Origin of the sequence: Sporolactobacillus sp. KGMB 08714 (assembly GCF_036598985.1) — a bacterium.
Taxonomy (GTDB): Bacteria; Bacillota; Bacilli; order Bacillales; family Sporolactobacillaceae; genus Sporolactobacillus.
Window position 1 is genome coordinate 1 of the sequence record NZ_JAUUBW010000027.1, and the last position, 15624, is coordinate 15624.

Sequence of the window (15624 nt, forward strand, 5' to 3'; positions counted from 1 at the left end):
CGTACAAAGCATTGAGTGCTGCGGACGGCGATAAAGAAGGCGTCCTCCGCAGCACGTTTTTCTATCTGCGGTTTTGCGCTGTGAATGCACATTGCGCGCAGCTGCGGCCGCGAAAGAAACGTAACTGGGAAACGAAAGGAAAAACGCATGAGGCGTGAGCGTGAAAGCTTCCTTGATAATGTCTGCTTGACTGGTCTTGACACCGGTACTGCTTGCTTCACTCGAAGAGAATTCAGCAGAACAGCAAACCGCGTGCGTTGAATGACCATCCTGGCGGCGGGGAGTAGCCGGCGGCGGAAGCCGAAGACGTCACACATTTTGTTTTCTCGAAGAACGGGGGGACGTTCATTTGCCGGATGCTCCCTGTAAAGCGATGTTCAGGACCGCCGGAATTGATCCTGAACAATAACAGGACTAAGATCATCGCAAATCGCAAAAATCAACATGCGGCTGGCTAATCCGGTCCCGTTTTTTATAAATAATAACTGGTTCATAGTTTTATAATGATGTTTATAATTCGTATTGCCTCGATAAAAATAAAGGAATAATGTCCAGGAAATAGGATGGGGACCCGTCCGGATTGAAAAATGAAAACTGCGACAAAGTTCGTGCAAATCGTGTTAAGGGAAAGAAACAGGAGGTCGTGAACGGGTACACCATCAAGTACCATGCGAACGGCAAGGCCATATGGTCCAAGGGAAAGATTGTTGACGGAAAAGCCGACGGTTATTGGGAATGGTACCGGATGGATGGGACGGTAAAATGATCGGGACATTTTGATATGGATCAGCCCGTCGGCGAATGGATCACATACGACAGAGAAGGCAAAAAATACAAGGTGACGAACCGGGGGAAGAACAAATAGAATATCAATTAAGGAAGATCGTTTCGGCGATCTTTTTTTCCGCCTCTTTTAAGAAAGTGAGGCATTGTGGCGGTCGATTTTGGGCTGAGGGTCGGAATCGAGAGCGAAAAAACTCTATCCGATGTCAGTCAAAGCCGCAAAATATCAGGCAGTGCTTATTACAGCGACCAAAGCGGCAGGTCGGTGAGTTCCTTGCTGTCCGCTGCCTGAATGGCGATCCGCAAATTGCTGTCAAATAGCTGTCAAATATTGGTCAGGTACTTGACAATATAAGATGCTGTTTCTATACTATAGTCAGGTACTTGACAATAGTCTTTTCATGTTTCAGAACCAATAAAGGGAGGCAATTCGGATGAATAGTACAAGGGAGGAAGCTGTAGAACAACTCATTCATTTGCAGATGCTGTTACACCGCTACCAAATGAGAAATTTCAAGAACTTCGGCCCTTTTAACAACCCGCTCAGGGGACAGGGACGTATACTTTCCATCTTGAAGTTAAAGCCTGAAATCAGCCAGAAAGATCTCTGCTACCTATTGGATATGAGTAAACAGTCTTTAGCGGAGCTCCTCGGGAAATTGGAGAGTAACGGATATATCGTACGTGAAACGTCCACGAAAGACCGCCGTATCTCCAATGTCAAACTGACCAAAGAAGGTGCTGAGGTCGCAGACAAAATGGATGATACAGTACCTGAAATGCAGGAACTGTTTGACTGCCTGAACGATCAGGAAGTGAATAATCTCAGCGATTATCTTAGACGCATCACTAAAACCCTTGAAGAACAATTTGCAGATGACGGCGATGATTTACATAAGCGAATGATGGAGCATTTCATGTATAAACGCTTAATGGAACATGCCCGTCATCATTTCGGAATGGGCGGTTTCCCGGGTTTCCACGGAGGAAGGTAAGGTGTTAATCTGCCTGCGGAGCCGGGCATGAAAATGGTAGCAGGGAATGCGAGTAAAAGGATTCCATCTGCTAACCTGTAAAGTAAAACCGTGATGTTGTTAAATGTGCACATTTCGGTTTTGCTGCGGACGGTGCATTTTGTGCTGTCTTCCGGTGCCCTGTAAAATTCAGGAGTTAAAAAATGGACTATTCTGCAGTCGAGGGGATACTGTGCAACAGTCCAGATCGGATTCAGGAAGCTGAAACAGGTCAGCGAAAGTTGAAACGAAAATGAGCAGGTGCGCCGAAACGCAAAAAAGTTGCATCTAAATCTTAAAAAGTTGCGACGGATCACTCAAAAGCCGCTCCGAAATTTGAATTGGAGCCGGTTGAGCCAGCATGACAAAAAGTCCGGCCGTTTCATATTTTGGCGGGCCTTTGCTTCATTCCTGTCGACTTTATGCACCGTGCGTATCCTTTTTTATATCGGTACTTTCGGTAAATACCTTTTTTGCAGATAAATGTCGATACGATAATTTCATGTTCATAAATAGCAGAAAAAGTTATTTAATATTATAAAAAGGTTATCCTCTGTTTACAAAAGTCCCATAATGTTTAAATGAACGAATTTCCGGTTGTTCAATCGAACGGAACATATTGTGGAGGCCGGAAAAATCATGGGTTTATTATCCAATATCGGGTCCGCTGCTGTCGAAAATGCATGTAGCCCGGGACTTTATATGTTTTTTGTTCAATGAGATTTATTTTGATTGGAGATGGAAGCATTTGATTCGTCTGTCAAGATATCTGCGCCCCTACCTGTCCCCGGTAGTCTTTTCGATTATTTTTGTTTTCCTGCAGTCGCTGGCTAATCTGTTCTTGCCGACGCTGATGTCGGATATAGTCGATACAGGCATAGTCAAAGGAGATATGCCTTATATTTTTAAGACAGGCATTTTAATGCTTGTAGTGACCCTTGTAGCCGGGGGCTTCACGATTGTTTCCAATTATCTTGCGTCAAAGGCTGCAACAGGTTTTGGGCGGGATCTGCGAAACGGGATGTTTTCCCATGTCGAGACCTTTTCCTTAAAAGAATTTGACCGGGTCGGCACGAGTTCTCTGATTACACGAACGACGAACGATATTGCACAGATCGAACAGGTCTATATAATGATGCTCAAAATGATGACGATGGCGCCGCTGATGTTCATCGGCGGGATCATTATGGCGGTCTATAAAGATGCAAAACTGTCGCTTGTTCTCGTTGTTGCATTGCCCGCTATATTGATCTCGGTTTTTTTCCTCGCGAAAAAGGGCATTCCGCTCTTCAAAGAGATACAGAAAAAAATGGATCGGCTGAATCTTGTGCTTCGTGAGGGACTAACGGGCATCCGCGTCATTCGTTCTTTCAACCGGACGCATTATGAAATCGGCCGGTTTGACGCGGCCAATCGGGATATGACGCAGACAGCCGTTCGAGTGAATCAGATCATGGCTGCTGCCATGCCGCTGATGATGCTGATCATGAATCTTTCGACGGTTGCCATCGTATGGTTCGGCGGACTGCGGATCAGCAGCGGAAATATGCAGGTCGGTGATCTGATGGCATTTATCCAGTATGCGATGCAGATTATGTTCTCGATCCTGATGGGTGCGATGATGTTTATCATGATCCCGCGTGCTCAGGTTTCCGCCGGCAGAATTAACGAAGTTCTGGATATCCGTCCCGATATCATTGATCCGGAAGAGAAAGAGCACCACCCGGGAAACGGTGCCGGCGTCACATTCGACGATGTCACGTACAGCTTTCCCGGTGCCGAGACACCGGCTCTTTCCCACATTTCCTTTAGCGCCCGTCCCGGTGAGATGACGGCGATTATCGGAGGGACAGGTTCCGGAAAATCGACGCTGCTGAATCTGATTCCAAGGTTTTATGATACCGCGGGCGGCCGCGTTCTTGTGAACGGGACGGACATTCGGGAGATGCCTCTTGAAGAACTGCGGGGGATGATCGGCTATGTTCCGCAGAAGGCGGTGCTGTTCACCGGAACGGTTGCGGATAACATCCGCTACGGCAACGACACGGCGACGGAAGAGGAAATCAGGGAAGCCGCCCGTATTGCGCAGGCGGACGAATTCATCCGCGAAATGGAAAACGGGTACGCCTCAGTGATCGCGCAAGGCGGGAAGAATGTGTCAGGCGGACAGAAACAGCGGCTGGCCATTGCCCGGGCCATGGTCAGAAAACCCGCCATTTATTTACTGGATGACTGTTCTTCGGCACTCGACTATCGGACTGACGCCAGGCTCCGTGCCGGATTGAGAAGAACGATCGGATCGTCGACTCTGATCATTGTCGCCCAGCGGGTCAGCACTGTCATTCACGCCGACAAGATTATTGTTCTTGATGAAGGGAAAATCGCGGGTATCGGCACGCATGAAGAATTAATGGCTTCATGCCGGGTTTATCAGGAAATTGTCGCATCACAGCTGGAAAAGGAGGAGCTTGCATGAGCAAAGAAGAGGACAGCCGGCGCGGCAGAAGCGGCGGCTGGGGCCGCGCGCACATGCGTGTGCCGGCGCAAAAAGCCAAAAATTTCAAGGGAACGTTCAAAAGGCTGATGACCTATCTGAAACCTCATGTATGGACCCTGATCGTCGTGTTTGCGGCGGCGATTCTCAGTACAATTTTTTCGATCATTGCGCCTAAGCTGATGGGGGACGCGACGACAAAACTTTTTCAGGGAATGATGTTGGAGTTGAAGGGCGTTCCCGATGCCCGGATTGATTTCGGCTATATCTGGAACATCGTTGTCGTTTTATTTGTTTTATATGTGCTCAGTTCGCTGTTCACTTACGTGATGCAGTATTTGATGAGCGGTGTTTCGCAGAAAATGGTCTATGTGCTGCGAAAGCAAGTGAACGAAAAACTGGCCAGGCTTCCGATCAGCTACTTTGATTCGCGTACTTATGGGGAAGTGCTCAGCCGGGCGGTGAATGATTCCGAGAATATCAGCAATACGCTCCAGCAGAGTCTGACGGCATCCATTACTTCAATTGTCACGCTGCTCGGCGTCGTGGTGATGATGCTGACGATCAGCCCTCTTCTGACACTCGTTCTGCTGCTGACTCTTCCGCTCAGTTTTGTCGGTATTACCTTCATTACGCGCCGGTCGCAAGGTTATTTTAAACAGCAGCAGGAACAGATCGGCCATTTGAACGGCCATGTAGAGGAAATGTTTACCGGCCATCAGATTATTAAATCCTACAGCCGGGAACGGCAGTCCATTCAAAATTTTAAAAAAATAAACGGACGGCTCTATGATTCCGCGTGGAAGGCCCAATTCCTGTCCGGAATTATGATGCCGTTAATGATGTTTGTCGGCAATATAGGATTTGTCCTGATTTCGGTTGTCGGCGGTATTCTGGTTATCAAGCGTTCGATCGAAATCGGCGATATTCAGGCATTCATTCAATATGCCCGCCAGTTCAGCCAGCCCCTGAACCAGATTGCCAATATCTCCAATATTATTCAGTCGACGGTCGCATCGGCCGAGCGGATTTTTGAGATTCTGGATGAAAAAGAGGACGTCGCCGATCTTCCGCATGTGACGGTGCTTGAACATCCGCAAGGACATGTCCGCTTCGAAGATGTCGGTTTTCGCTATAAAGAAGACAGTCCTTTGATTGAACATATGAATATTGATGTCAAGGCCGGGCGGTCCGTCGCGATTGTCGGGCCGACCGGTGCCGGAAAAACGACGCTCGTCAATCTGCTGATGCGTTTTTATGAGTGCCGCTCAGGGAAAATATCCGTTGACGGCGTTGATATTACAAAACTGAAAAGGGAACAGCTCCACCACCTCTTCGGCATGGTTCTGCAGGATACATGGCTGTTCAAGGGTACCATTCGCGAGAATATTGCCTACGGGCGTCAGGATGCGACGAAAGAAGAGGTGATCCGGGCGGCCAGAGCCGCTCATGCGGATCATTTTATCCGCACGCTTCCGGACGGATACGACACGGTGCTGAATGAAGAGGGAACCAATATTTCCCAGGGTCAGAAACAGCTCCTGACAATTGCACGGGCTCTGCTGGCCGATCCGGTCATTCTGATTCTTGATGAAGCAACAAGCAGTGTCGATACGCGTACAGAAGTGCATATTCAGAAAGCCATGCAGAAGCTGATGCAGAATCGGACGAGTTTTGTTATCGCTCACCGTCTTTCGACGATTCAGGATGCGGATCTGATTCTTGTAATGAATCACGGTCAGGTGATCGAACAGGGCACACATCAATCCTTGCTGCAGGCGGGAGGGTTCTATTCGGAGCTCTATAACAGTCAGTTTGCGACGGAGGCCGAAGAAAAAGGAGCCGTCTGAACCGTGTACAAGTCTATTAAAGAGAAAAAAAGTCGGGCCGATCGCCCGATTTTTACTTATAGCGGTTTATAATGAAGACCTTATTTAAGCCGCTGCCCGCTAAACGTATTTACTCTCTGCCGAAGCAGTATTAAACTTTATAGTGTTGTCAGCAGACGAAAGATATGAAATGAGGAAAATCAATGGTAAAAAAAATTGTATTCACCGGCGGAGGATCGGCAGGTCATGTGACGCCGAATCTGGCGCTTATCGATAAATTAAAGGATGACTGGGAAATAGCCTATATCGGTTCAAAAAATGGGATTGAAAAAACCTTGGTTCAGAACCACGGAATAGACTATTATGCCATTTCAAGCGGAAAACTGCGCCGTTATTTTGATATGAAAAATTTTAAAGATCCTTTTAAAGTGCTCGCCGGAGTGATGCAGTCTTTTTTTATCTTAAGAAAAATTAAGCCCGCTGTTATTTTTTCAAAGGGCGGCTTTGTCTCCGTTCCTGTTGTGATCGGCGCCTGGTTAAACCGAATTCCCGTCTATATTCACGAATCCGATATTACTCCGGGTCTTGCCAACCGGATTGCGGTCAATTTTGCGACCAAGCTGTTTGTCACTTTCGAAGAAGCCGCGGCTAATTTTCCGAAGGAGAAAGTCGTGTATAGCGGAGCACCGATCCGGGACGTTCTGCTGCAGGGAAATAAACAGAAGGGACTGCAATTTCTCGGCTTTCGGGACGACAAACCAGTGCTTTTAGTCATGGGAGGAAGCCTTGGCGCCAGAAAAATAAACGAAGCGATCCGGGCAGCACTTCCGAATTTACTTAAAACTTATCGGATCGTCCACCTGTGCGGGAAAGGGAATATTGACGCCGATTTAGAGAAAAGAAGCGGATACCGTCAGTTTGAATATGTCGATCAGGAACTGCCCGATATTCTGGCCGCGTCGTCATTGATTGTTTCCCGTGCCGGTTCCAATGCGATATTTGAATTTCTTGCCTTGAAAAAACCGATGATTTTAATCCCGCTTCCGCTTCGATCAAGCAGGGGGGACCAGATATTGAATGCCAAGTCTTTCCGCGAGAAGGGATTCTGTGAGGTACTTGATGACGATACACTGACGGCCGATAAGCTGCTGGACACAGTTGAGCGGGTCCGCCGCAACCGTTACGATTATATCGATCGAATGGCTGCGGCACGGAACGCGACCGACGGAATCAACAACATCCTGAACTGGCTGACAAAGTATTGATGAAAAGGACCCGCGCCGATTTCCGGATGCTTTTGAGATTGCCTGCACCGGCGGAGGGCGGATGCATATGTTTTCCGGGATTATCATCCGGGGAAGAAACGGTGCGCAGGGCCAGACATCCGTCCGGAGGAAACAGCCGGACGGCGCCCGATCTTCAAATTGCCGATTAATCGGTCGTGCGCATCGGCTGAGACTTTGTCCGGACGGCATGTCTTCCGCAACCGTTCACGGCTGTTCATGTAAAACAAGCCGTTTGATGCGGCAAGCCGGGACACTTCTTTTTGGTTATTTGCCTGTAGCCGTTTCCCTTTTTCCGAAAAATATGTCCCTACATTTGGAAAATATGAAAAGCACGGGACAAACGACTTTTTCGTATACATGTTTGTAGCCATGAAAAAGAGGTTAAGATATTTGAAAGAAGTCAGATGAATAGATTCATCGGGCAATGGCTATCCTGTGACGGGGGTGGTGAAAATGGCCATGCAGATGCATTCGCAAACGGGTGAAACGTGCCTGATTTGCGGACAGGTAAAACAGACGGGCATTCATATTTGCAATCAATTAATCTGTGATTCTTGTCAGGAAAAAATCGTAAAGACAGATGTGACCGATTGGAAATACAAACATTATGTGAATAAACTTTCTCAGCTCCGGCTGAAAACAATGAAGCAGACTGAACAGACAAAATAATCGTTTATCGGGAAGGAGAAGTCCTCAGAAAGAGCGGCTTCTCAATTTTTTTCAGAACAGCGGGTGATAAAAAAAGCCGCGGCAGATAAAACGCGGATGCCTGCAAAATGAGGAAACAGGATGAAGGTTTTTCGGCTTAATGCACCTTTGCTTTCGGGACGATGCAGATTGCCGTTGTCTAAAAGTCTCTTTATATAAGAATTTTTTAGCATAAAAATAAAATAGGAATATGCAGGCTGAAATAGGGCGCGATACGCGGCTGTCGGAAATCGGCGGGGGATAAAAGTCGGGTTGGCTGATCGTTCTTCGATTATGTTAAAATATAAGCATATCAGTTGAAGTAAGGGATTTGCATCATGGATCAGAACCGGACACCGGTTTTTGACGGATTGCTCAAATACAGAAAAAAGCAGGCCTACTCGTTTCATGTTCCAGGCCATAAAGACGGGCTTATCTTTCCGGAAAAAGCGGCTTCTTTCTATAAGCGTTTGTTGGCACTTGACGCTACGGAAGTTGCCGATCTGGACGATCTGTACCATCCGACAGGCATCCTTCGCGAAGGGGAGGCACTGCTCAGCGATTACTACGGTACACGCTCCAGTTATTTTCTTGTGAACGGTTCAACGGGCGGCAATATGGCGATGGTCATGGCCGCCTGCTCACCGGGGGATGTCGTCTTTGTCCAGCGGGACTGTCATAAATCGATTTTCAACGCGTTGAAACTGGCGGATGTCCGCCCGGTTTTTCTTGCCCCCTCCGTCGATCCCGGATCCGGCCTTGCGGCGGGTATCGATCCGGAGGCCTGGAAGACGGCGGTCGATCGCTTCCCGCAGGCGAAGGCACTCATTCTGACCTATCCGAATTACTACGGAATGGCGGCGGATATCGGCGCCCTGGTCCGCGAAGCCCACGATCACGGATTAAGCGTGTTGGTAGACGAAGCGCACGGACCGCATTTCAGGATGGGGCCGCCTGTTCCTCCGAGTACGCTTGAGATGGGGGCGGACATTGTCGTACACTCGGCGCACAAAATGCTGCCGGCCATGACGATGGGTGCGTTTCTGCATGTTAACAGCCCGCGCGTGCCCGCCGAGAAGGTGGAAAAGGCGCGGGCGATGCTGCAGACTTCCAGTCCGTCTTACGCGATTATGGCATCGCTTGATCTGGCACGCTATTATCTTGCCAATCTCAGTCAGAGCAGACGTGAGCACATATTTTCGGAACGCGATGCTTTTGTTGCGGCTTTGAAGACTATCGATAAAGTTAAAGTACTGGAGGCAGGGGCGGGCCGTTTTCGGTTCGATCCGTTCAAAATAACGGTAGAAACGGAAACCGGAGAATCCGGGTTTGGCTGGCAGAAACGGCTGATAGCTGCCGGCATTTTTCCGGAGCTTGCCGATCCGCGCCACGTGTTATTTGTGCTCGGCCTGACGGACCGTATCGATTACGGTCCGGCGCTGAAACGGATCGCCGGCAGTCTCGGCGGTTTAGAAAAAAAGCCGCCCGCCTGCCGCGTGCCGCCATTTCCTTTTCCGCGCTGTTCAACGCCCGCTCTTGCCTGGCGGACGCGGTCGGAGATGGGTACGGAGGAAGCGGATCTGACGGACGCAGCCGGCCGGATTGCGGCGGAGCCTGTGATCCCTTATCCGCCCGGGATTCCGGCGGTTATTGAGGGCGAGCGGATCACGGAGCAGCAGATTGCCGCCATTAACGGCTGGCGGCGGTCGGGAGCGGTGTTTCAAAATGACAGTACCAATCACGGGAAAATCATTATCTACCGGACGGGAGCACGATGAAAAGATGGATCGCAAAGGACTTTTTATTACATTCGAAGGCCCTGACGGTGCAGGGAAGACCACTCAAATCGGCAGGCTGGCGGCCGAACTTGAAAATCGGCATATACCGTATATCCTGACTCACGAGCCCGGAGGAACCGATATCGGTGATCAAATACGCAAAATCATCCTTAATCCCGAATATTATCGGCTTACTCAGAAGGCTGAGATTTTGCTTTACGCGGCATCGCGAAGCCAGCATGTCGAAGAAAAAATCAGGCCGGCACTGGTTCAGGGCAAGATTGTTCTGTGCGACCGTTTCATTGATGCGTCGATTGCTTATCAAGGATACGGCCTCGGGCAGCCGATCGAAATGATTCGGTCGATTAACCGTTTTGTGTCGGAAGGTCTGACTCCGGACCGCACGTATATGATCGACATTGCGCCGGAAGCAGGACGCAGCCGTTTAAGAGAACGAAGCGGGAGCCCGGAAAAAGGGGTAACGGAAGCGGCGGGTGATTTGGATCGGATCGAGCAGCGGGAACTGGACTATCACCGGCGTGTCAGGGAAGGGTTTTTAACACTTTGCAGAGAAAATAAACAGCGTATTTGCCTGATTAACGGCGAGGACAGCGCAGATACGGTGTTTGATCATATTCTGAAAGATTTTCATCATTTTTTGGCCGGCTATATGCAAAAAAGGTGAGAGGATGATTTCTATTGAAGCTGATCTTGACGGTAGTCCAGGATAAAGACGCTCCCCGCCTGCAGGAGGCTTTGATCGGTGCGGACTTTCATGCGACAAAACTGGCGACAACGGGCGGATTTCTGCGTTCGGGCAATACAACGTTTATGATCGGAACAAAAGACACGAGAGTCGACGAGCTGCTTCGGCTGATTAAAGAACATTGTGAAAGCAGAAAACAAGTGATGTCGCCGATCTCTTCGATCGACAGCAATGCGGACGGCTATATGATGCATCCTGTTGAAGTCGAGGTCGGGGGAGCAACCGTCTTCGTGCTTGAAGTCGATCAGTTCAAACAATTTTGAAGCATTTACTGTTTCGAAGGGGCTGAAGAGATGCCAATCAAGATAAGCGGAGAAACGAAAATCAATGAGTCGCAGACCGGCCGCGGTACGGCTGCTTTAAAATCGTCCGCATCGTTTGAGAGCACACTCTCTGAAAAGAAACAATCGCTGGATGCGGATGCGCTTAAAGCACTGCTTGATAAAATCGACGGACAGGCGCAAAGGGTGTCGTCATCGCGAACGATTCACGATGTGCAGCTGTATAAACAATACGTCCGTTCATTCATGCAGGAAGCCGTGCGGACGGGACTCGGGACGCAGCAGTCGCGATCCTGGCAACAGGGAGGGACAAAGCAGCAGCTCGTTGGGATCGTGGATAAGAAACTGATCGCGCTGACCAATGATCTTTTGGATAAAAATAAAGAAGGAATCGATCTGCTGGATCGTCTCGGCGAAATTCGCGGGCTGCTGATTAATCTTTATGTCTGAAGCGTGCCGGAACGATGAAGTCCGAATCCTTTGTAAGTGAGTGGGCGTATGGCTATGATCAGCTGGAAAACATTGGACAGTCAGCAGAAAACAGTAGTGAGAGTGCTGCGGCATGCCGTGCAGAGGCATGAACTGGCGCATGCATATTTACTGGAAGGCCCCGAAGGAACGGGAAAGAAGGAGGCTGCCCTGTTGCTTGCGCAGACGCTGTTCTGCGAGTCACCGCAGGATGGGGAGCCGTGCCGGAACTGCCGCAATTGCCGGAGAATTGCCTCGGGCAATCATCCCGATGTGATACGCATCCGGCTGGAGCAGGACGCAGCAACGATCAAAAAGGAACAGATTGCCTTTTTGCTGAAAGAATTTTCCTACCGAAGTGTGGAGTCTTCAAAAAAAATATTCATTCTTGAAGATGCGGAAAAAATGACGGTTCAGGCTGAGAACAGTCTGCTTAAATTTATAGAGGAGCCCCATTCTGGAACACTGGCTCTTCTGATTACGGCTCATATGCATCAGCTGCTGGATACGATCATTTCAAGATGCCAGGTGCTGACTTTTATTCCGTTGTCCGATCAAGCGATCGAGGAACGGCTGTTTCAGGAACATCAGCCGCGTGCTCTTGCAAAATCCGCTGCTGCTCTGACTCACGACTATGAGGGCGCCGCCGCTCTATGCAAGGATGAATGGTTTGCGGAAGCGCGCACCCAAGTGATACAATTAGCGCAAAGGCTGCAATTGTCTTCCGAAGCTGCCCTTTCTTTCATTTACGAAAAATTTTCCCCCACCTTCGATAGTGCTCAGCGAATGGTCATGGGTTTGGATTTGTTGCTGTTTTGGTACAGGGATATTTTATCGCTGCATTTGAACCGGTCGGAAACGGTGATTTTTGAAGATCAGGCTGAAGGGCTGAAAGAACAGCTGCTTCGCCTTTCCGAAAAACAGGCCGTAGGTGCCATGTCCCTGATTCTTGAGGCCCGCAGGCAGCTGGATGCCCATGTAAACAGTTTAAGTGTCATGGAGTGGCTCGTTATCAGGCTAGGAGGTATTCTTTAATTATGAAATACGATATTGTCGGCGTTCGTTTCAAGAAAGCCGGAAAGATATATTATTTTGACCCGGATCAGTTAGCGATTCCGGAGGATTCCCGTGTTGTTGTCGAAACCACAAGGGGGATCGAATGCGGGACAGTAGTCATCGGCAAAAAAACGGTGGATGAGGAAGATGTCGTGCTTCCGCTGAAAAGAGTCGTCCGGCTTGCTACGGACGCGGACGGCCTTCAGGTCCGCAAGAATCAAGAGGATGCGGAAGCCGCAATGGATATTTGCCTCCATAAAATAGACGACCACCATTTGGAAATGAAACTGGTGGATGTTGAATATACATTTGATCGCAATAAGATTATTTTCTATTTTACTGCCGACGGCCGTGTCGATTTTCGGGAACTGGTCAAAGACCTGGCATCGGTTTTCAAGACGCGGATTGAATTGCGGCAGATCGGCGTCCGCGATGAGGCCAAAATGCTCGGAGGCATCGGCCCGTGCGGCCGGATGCTCTGCTGCTCCACTTTTCTCGGCGATTTTGAACCCGTATCGATCAAGATGGCGAAAGATCAGAACCTTTCTTTAAATCCGGCCAAGATTTCCGGTGTCTGCGGCCGGCTGATGTGCTGTCTGAAGTATGAGAATGATCAGTACGAATCGGCAAAACGGGCACTCCCCGATCTGGGTGAGACAATTAATGTGCACCACGGAAAAGGCCGGGTGGTCGGACTTAATATTTTGGAACGTCTTGTTCAGATCGAACTGAAGGATGAAAATAAAGTGATAGAATATACATTGGATGAGCTTATTGAAGAAGGGGCTATTTCTTCGCAAGCCACTAAATAAGAGGTGGATGAACTTGGAGAAAAAGGACATTTTCTCGCAAGTCAGTCATTTGGAAGAGCAGCTGGGACAAGTTTACGTAGAGTTCGGTCATTTGAAATCCCGGCTGGCCGAAGTGCTTGAAGAAAATCAAAATCTCACCCTTGAAAATCACAACCTGAGAAGACGGATTGAAAACGCCGATAGTGAGCGGGCCACCGAGAATAAGGGGCAGACGGGCGATAAAATTTCAGAACCGGATATCGGCGAAGGATATGATAATCTGGCCCGGCTGTACAAAGAAGGCTTTCATATCTGCAACCTGCATTACGGAAGCGTACGTAAAGACGGGGACTGTCTGTTTTGCCTGTCCTTTCTGAACAAAAAATGACGGAGCGGCACCGTTATTCATGGTTATTCCCAGGGCTCGCCTTATTCGGCGGGTTTTTATGTAAAAATCAAAATTCAGTTGCAAGGGAATGGGCACGCAGATGACAATAGACGGCCGGAGTGAACGAATCGATTATCTTTTTAATACGGATCTGCAGATTATTCAGTCGAGTGAACGGTTTGCTTTTTCACTGGACTCCATACTGCTGGCGCGTTTTGTCTATGTACCGATTCAGCACGGCAGGCTCGCCGATCTGTGCACGGGAAACGGAGTGATTCCCTTTCTCCTGTCCCGCCGGACAAAAGGGCGGATTACCGGCATTGAGATTCAACCGGAAGTCTGTGAGCTTGCGGTGCGCGGAGCGGCACTCAATCATCTGCAGGATCGGATTGATTTTATTTCCGGCGATGCGAAAAGGCTTCCCGATTATCTTGGAAACGGAAACTGCGACGTGGTGACGTGCAATCCTCCTTATTTCAGCAAAGAGGCGGCACGCGATCGCAAGCTAAACCCTCATCTGGCCATTGCCCGCCATGAGATACTGATTACACTTAAAGATGTCATTGTGACGGCGGGCAGACTGCTGAAATACGGCGGGAAGTTCGCGCTGGTGCACCGGCCGGAGCGGCTGGCCGATATTCTGGCCGGAATGCGCCTCGCGGGGATGGAACCGAAACGCCTGCGCTTTGTTCATCCGAGAAAAGAAAAAGCGGCTAATATGGTCCTTGTCGAAGCAACAAAGGGCGGGAAATCCGGGCTTGCCGTTCTGCCGCCGATTACCGTGTACGATTCGAAGGGGCGCTACACGGAGGATGTGTGGCCGAATACATGAAAAGTTACAGTGTCTATATACTGGAATGTACGGACGGAAGCCTTTATACAGGCTATGCGGCGGATGTCCGGAAGCGGTTTGCTCTTCATTGCAGCGGAAAGGGCGCGAAATATACGCGCAGCCATAAACCGCTCCGTATTGTTTATGAAGAGCAGTTGCCGGATAAGTCATCGGCGCTGCGGCGGGAATGGACAATCAAGCATCTGACAAAACGGGAAAAAGAAACATTGATACAAAGGAGCGGCGCTGATGTGGGAGCAAAAGAGTTTCCAGACGGAAAATAACGGCACGGGCACGCTTTATCTTGTTCCGACGCCGATCGGCAACCTGAACGATATGACTTTCCGGGCACTGGATGTTTTAAAAAAAGCGGATATACTGGCGGCTGAGGATACGCGCCAGACCATGAAGCTGTGTACGCATTTCGATATCCATGTGCCGCTTGTCAGCTATCACGAGCACAACAAAAAAACGAGCGGGAAAAAACTCATTGGCGAGCTTGAGGCCGGCAAAAATGTGGCCCTTGTGACCGACGCCGGAACGCCGGGCATTTCGGATCCGGGCAGCGATCTCGCCGCCGAGTGCATCGGGCGCCGTGTCCCGGTTGTCCCGCTCCCGGGCGCCAATGCGGCAGTTACCGGCCTGATCGCTTCCGGCCTGCCGACAGATCATTTTTTGTTTTACGGTTTTCTGCCCCGGACTAAGAAGGAGAGAGAGCAGGCGCTGGAGGACCTGAGCGTTCTGCCGTTCACATTGATTTTTTATGAATCGCCGTTTCGTGTCCGTGAGACAATCAAGGATTTAAATGCGGCCTTCGGCAAGCGCCGTATTTCGCTTTCCCGCGAGCTGACGAAGCGCTATGAAACGTTTGTCAGGGGGGACATCGGGGAGGCGGCCGATTTTCTCGACCGGGGCGAAACACTGAAAGGCGAGGTCTGCCTCGTTGTAGAGGGAAGCTCCGCGAAACAGGAAGCTTCGGAAGCCCTTTGGTGGGCGGCAATGGATCTGAACGCTCATGTCGACTATTACGTGAACACGCGGCACTTGACGGTCAAAGAGGCAATCAAGCAGACGGCCGTCGATCGTTCGCTGCCGAAGCGCGAGGTTTATCGAATTTATCATCATATTGAAGAATAATGCTTGAAGGGCCGGCCTTTTCCGCTGCAGAGAAA

General features: G+C 49.6%; 16 protein-coding genes. All 16 read left to right on the forward strand.

Annotated features, from left to right (window positions below):
* The first annotated feature begins 580 nt into the window (after nt 1–580).
* The 16 genes from Q6A92_RS12670 to rsmI all read left to right on the forward strand — a co-directional run bounded on the left by Q6A92_RS12670 (nt 581) and on the right by rsmI (nt 15589).
* Entirely contained in the window at nt 581–766 is a 186-nt protein-coding gene (locus Q6A92_RS12670; RefSeq protein ID WP_332238344.1) for a hypothetical protein, read from the forward strand.
* Between the two features lie 451 nt (nt 767–1217).
* Nucleotides 1218–1778: a MarR family winged helix-turn-helix transcriptional regulator gene (locus Q6A92_RS12675; RefSeq protein WP_274401992.1), complete on the forward strand. Its 561-nt coding sequence runs from the start codon at nt 1218–1220 to the stop codon at nt 1776–1778.
* Between the two features lie 766 nt (nt 1779–2544).
* Nucleotides 2545–4272 (forward strand): ABC transporter ATP-binding protein, encoded by a 1728-nt coding sequence (locus tag Q6A92_RS12680; RefSeq protein ID WP_332238345.1) that lies wholly within the window; start codon nt 2545–2547, stop codon nt 4270–4272.
* Nucleotides 4269–6140 (forward strand): ABC transporter ATP-binding protein, encoded by a 1872-nt coding sequence (locus Q6A92_RS12685; protein ID WP_332238346.1) that lies wholly within the window; start codon nt 4269–4271, stop codon nt 6138–6140. Before Q6A92_RS12680 ends, Q6A92_RS12685 begins: the two co-directional genes overlap by 4 nt.
* A gap of 182 nt (nt 6141–6322) precedes the next feature.
* Nucleotides 6323–7384 carry an undecaprenyldiphospho-muramoylpentapeptide beta-N-acetylglucosaminyltransferase gene (locus tag Q6A92_RS12690; RefSeq protein WP_332238347.1) on the forward strand — a complete coding sequence of 354 codons (1062 nt, stop codon included), beginning with the start codon at nt 6323–6325 and terminating at the stop codon, nt 7382–7384.
* Between the two features lie 474 nt (nt 7385–7858).
* Complete coding sequence (locus Q6A92_RS12695; protein ID WP_274401996.1) at nt 7859–8074, forward strand: sigma factor G inhibitor Gin; 216 nt, start codon at nt 7859–7861, stop codon at nt 8072–8074.
* A gap of 356 nt (nt 8075–8430) precedes the next feature.
* A complete protein-coding gene (locus Q6A92_RS12700; RefSeq protein WP_332238348.1) occupies nt 8431–9870 on the forward strand; it encodes an aminotransferase class I/II-fold pyridoxal phosphate-dependent enzyme in 1440 nt (479 codons plus the stop codon).
* Between the two features lie 4 nt (nt 9871–9874).
* On the forward strand, nt 9875–10555 hold the full coding sequence (tmk, locus tag Q6A92_RS12705) for a dTMP kinase (RefSeq protein WP_274401998.1): 681 nt from the start codon (nt 9875–9877) through the stop codon (nt 10553–10555).
* A gap of 14 nt (nt 10556–10569) precedes the next feature.
* Nucleotides 10570–10899 (forward strand): cyclic-di-AMP receptor, encoded by a 330-nt coding sequence (locus tag Q6A92_RS12710; protein ID WP_274401999.1) that lies wholly within the window; start codon nt 10570–10572, stop codon nt 10897–10899.
* Between the two features lie 30 nt (nt 10900–10929).
* A complete protein-coding gene (locus tag Q6A92_RS12715; RefSeq protein WP_274402000.1) occupies nt 10930–11367 on the forward strand; it encodes a YaaR family protein in 438 nt (145 codons plus the stop codon).
* A gap of 48 nt (nt 11368–11415) precedes the next feature.
* Nucleotides 11416–12420, forward strand: a complete 1005-nt coding sequence (gene holB, locus Q6A92_RS12720) for a DNA polymerase III subunit delta' (protein ID WP_274402001.1) — start codon at nt 11416–11418, stop codon at nt 12418–12420.
* Between the two features lie 2 nt (nt 12421–12422).
* Nucleotides 12423–13253 (forward strand): PSP1 domain-containing protein, encoded by an 831-nt coding sequence (locus tag Q6A92_RS12725; protein ID WP_274402002.1) that lies wholly within the window; start codon nt 12423–12425, stop codon nt 13251–13253.
* A 13-nt stretch (nt 13254–13266) separates the two neighbouring features.
* Nucleotides 13267–13620, forward strand: a complete 354-nt coding sequence (gene yabA / locus Q6A92_RS12730; protein ID WP_274402003.1) for a DNA replication initiation control protein YabA — start codon at nt 13267–13269, stop codon at nt 13618–13620.
* Nucleotides 13621–13720: 100 nt separating this feature from the next.
* Nucleotides 13721–14452: a tRNA1(Val) (adenine(37)-N6)-methyltransferase gene (locus tag Q6A92_RS12735; protein WP_332238349.1), complete on the forward strand. Its 732-nt coding sequence runs from the start codon at nt 13721–13723 to the stop codon at nt 14450–14452.
* Nucleotides 14449–14736: a GIY-YIG nuclease family protein gene (locus tag Q6A92_RS12740; RefSeq protein WP_274402004.1), complete on the forward strand. Its 288-nt coding sequence runs from the start codon at nt 14449–14451 to the stop codon at nt 14734–14736. Before Q6A92_RS12735 ends, Q6A92_RS12740 begins: the two co-directional genes overlap by 4 nt.
* Entirely contained in the window at nt 14702–15589 is an 888-nt protein-coding gene (gene rsmI, locus Q6A92_RS12745; protein ID WP_274402005.1) for a 16S rRNA (cytidine(1402)-2'-O)-methyltransferase, read from the forward strand. The genes Q6A92_RS12740 and rsmI overlap by 35 nt, the downstream gene beginning before the upstream one ends.
* Nucleotides 15590–15624 lie beyond the last annotated feature (35 nt).

Excerpts from the sequence above, each read along its gene's own strand:
- Q6A92_RS12675 (WP_274401992.1), top strand. The coding sequence starts at position 1,218 with ATGAATAGTACAAGGGAGGAAGCTGTAGAACAACTCATTCATTTGCAG.
- Q6A92_RS12685 (WP_332238346.1), top strand. The coding sequence starts at position 4,269 with ATGAGCAAAGAAGAGGACAGCCGGCGCGGCAGAAGCGGCGGCTGGGGC.
- Q6A92_RS12690 (WP_332238347.1), top strand. The coding sequence starts at position 6,323 with ATGGTAAAAAAAATTGTATTCACCGGCGGAGGATCGGCAGGTCATGTG.
- Q6A92_RS12695 (WP_274401996.1), top strand. The coding sequence starts at position 7,859 with ATGGCCATGCAGATGCATTCGCAAACGGGTGAAACGTGCCTGATTTGC.
- Q6A92_RS12700 (WP_332238348.1), top strand. The coding sequence starts at position 8,431 with ATGGATCAGAACCGGACACCGGTTTTTGACGGATTGCTCAAATACAGA.
- tmk (WP_274401998.1), top strand. The coding sequence starts at position 9,875 with ATGGATCGCAAAGGACTTTTTATTACATTCGAAGGCCCTGACGGTGCA.
- Q6A92_RS12715 (WP_274402000.1), top strand. The coding sequence starts at position 10,930 with ATGCCAATCAAGATAAGCGGAGAAACGAAAATCAATGAGTCGCAGACC.
- holB (WP_274402001.1), top strand. The coding sequence starts at position 11,416 with ATGGCTATGATCAGCTGGAAAACATTGGACAGTCAGCAGAAAACAGTA.
- Q6A92_RS12725 (WP_274402002.1), top strand. The coding sequence starts at position 12,423 with ATGAAATACGATATTGTCGGCGTTCGTTTCAAGAAAGCCGGAAAGATA.
- Q6A92_RS12735 (WP_332238349.1), top strand. The coding sequence starts at position 13,721 with ATGACAATAGACGGCCGGAGTGAACGAATCGATTATCTTTTTAATACG.
- Q6A92_RS12740 (WP_274402004.1), top strand. The coding sequence starts at position 14,449 with ATGAAAAGTTACAGTGTCTATATACTGGAATGTACGGACGGAAGCCTT.
- rsmI (WP_274402005.1), top strand. The coding sequence starts at position 14,702 with ATGTGGGAGCAAAAGAGTTTCCAGACGGAAAATAACGGCACGGGCACG.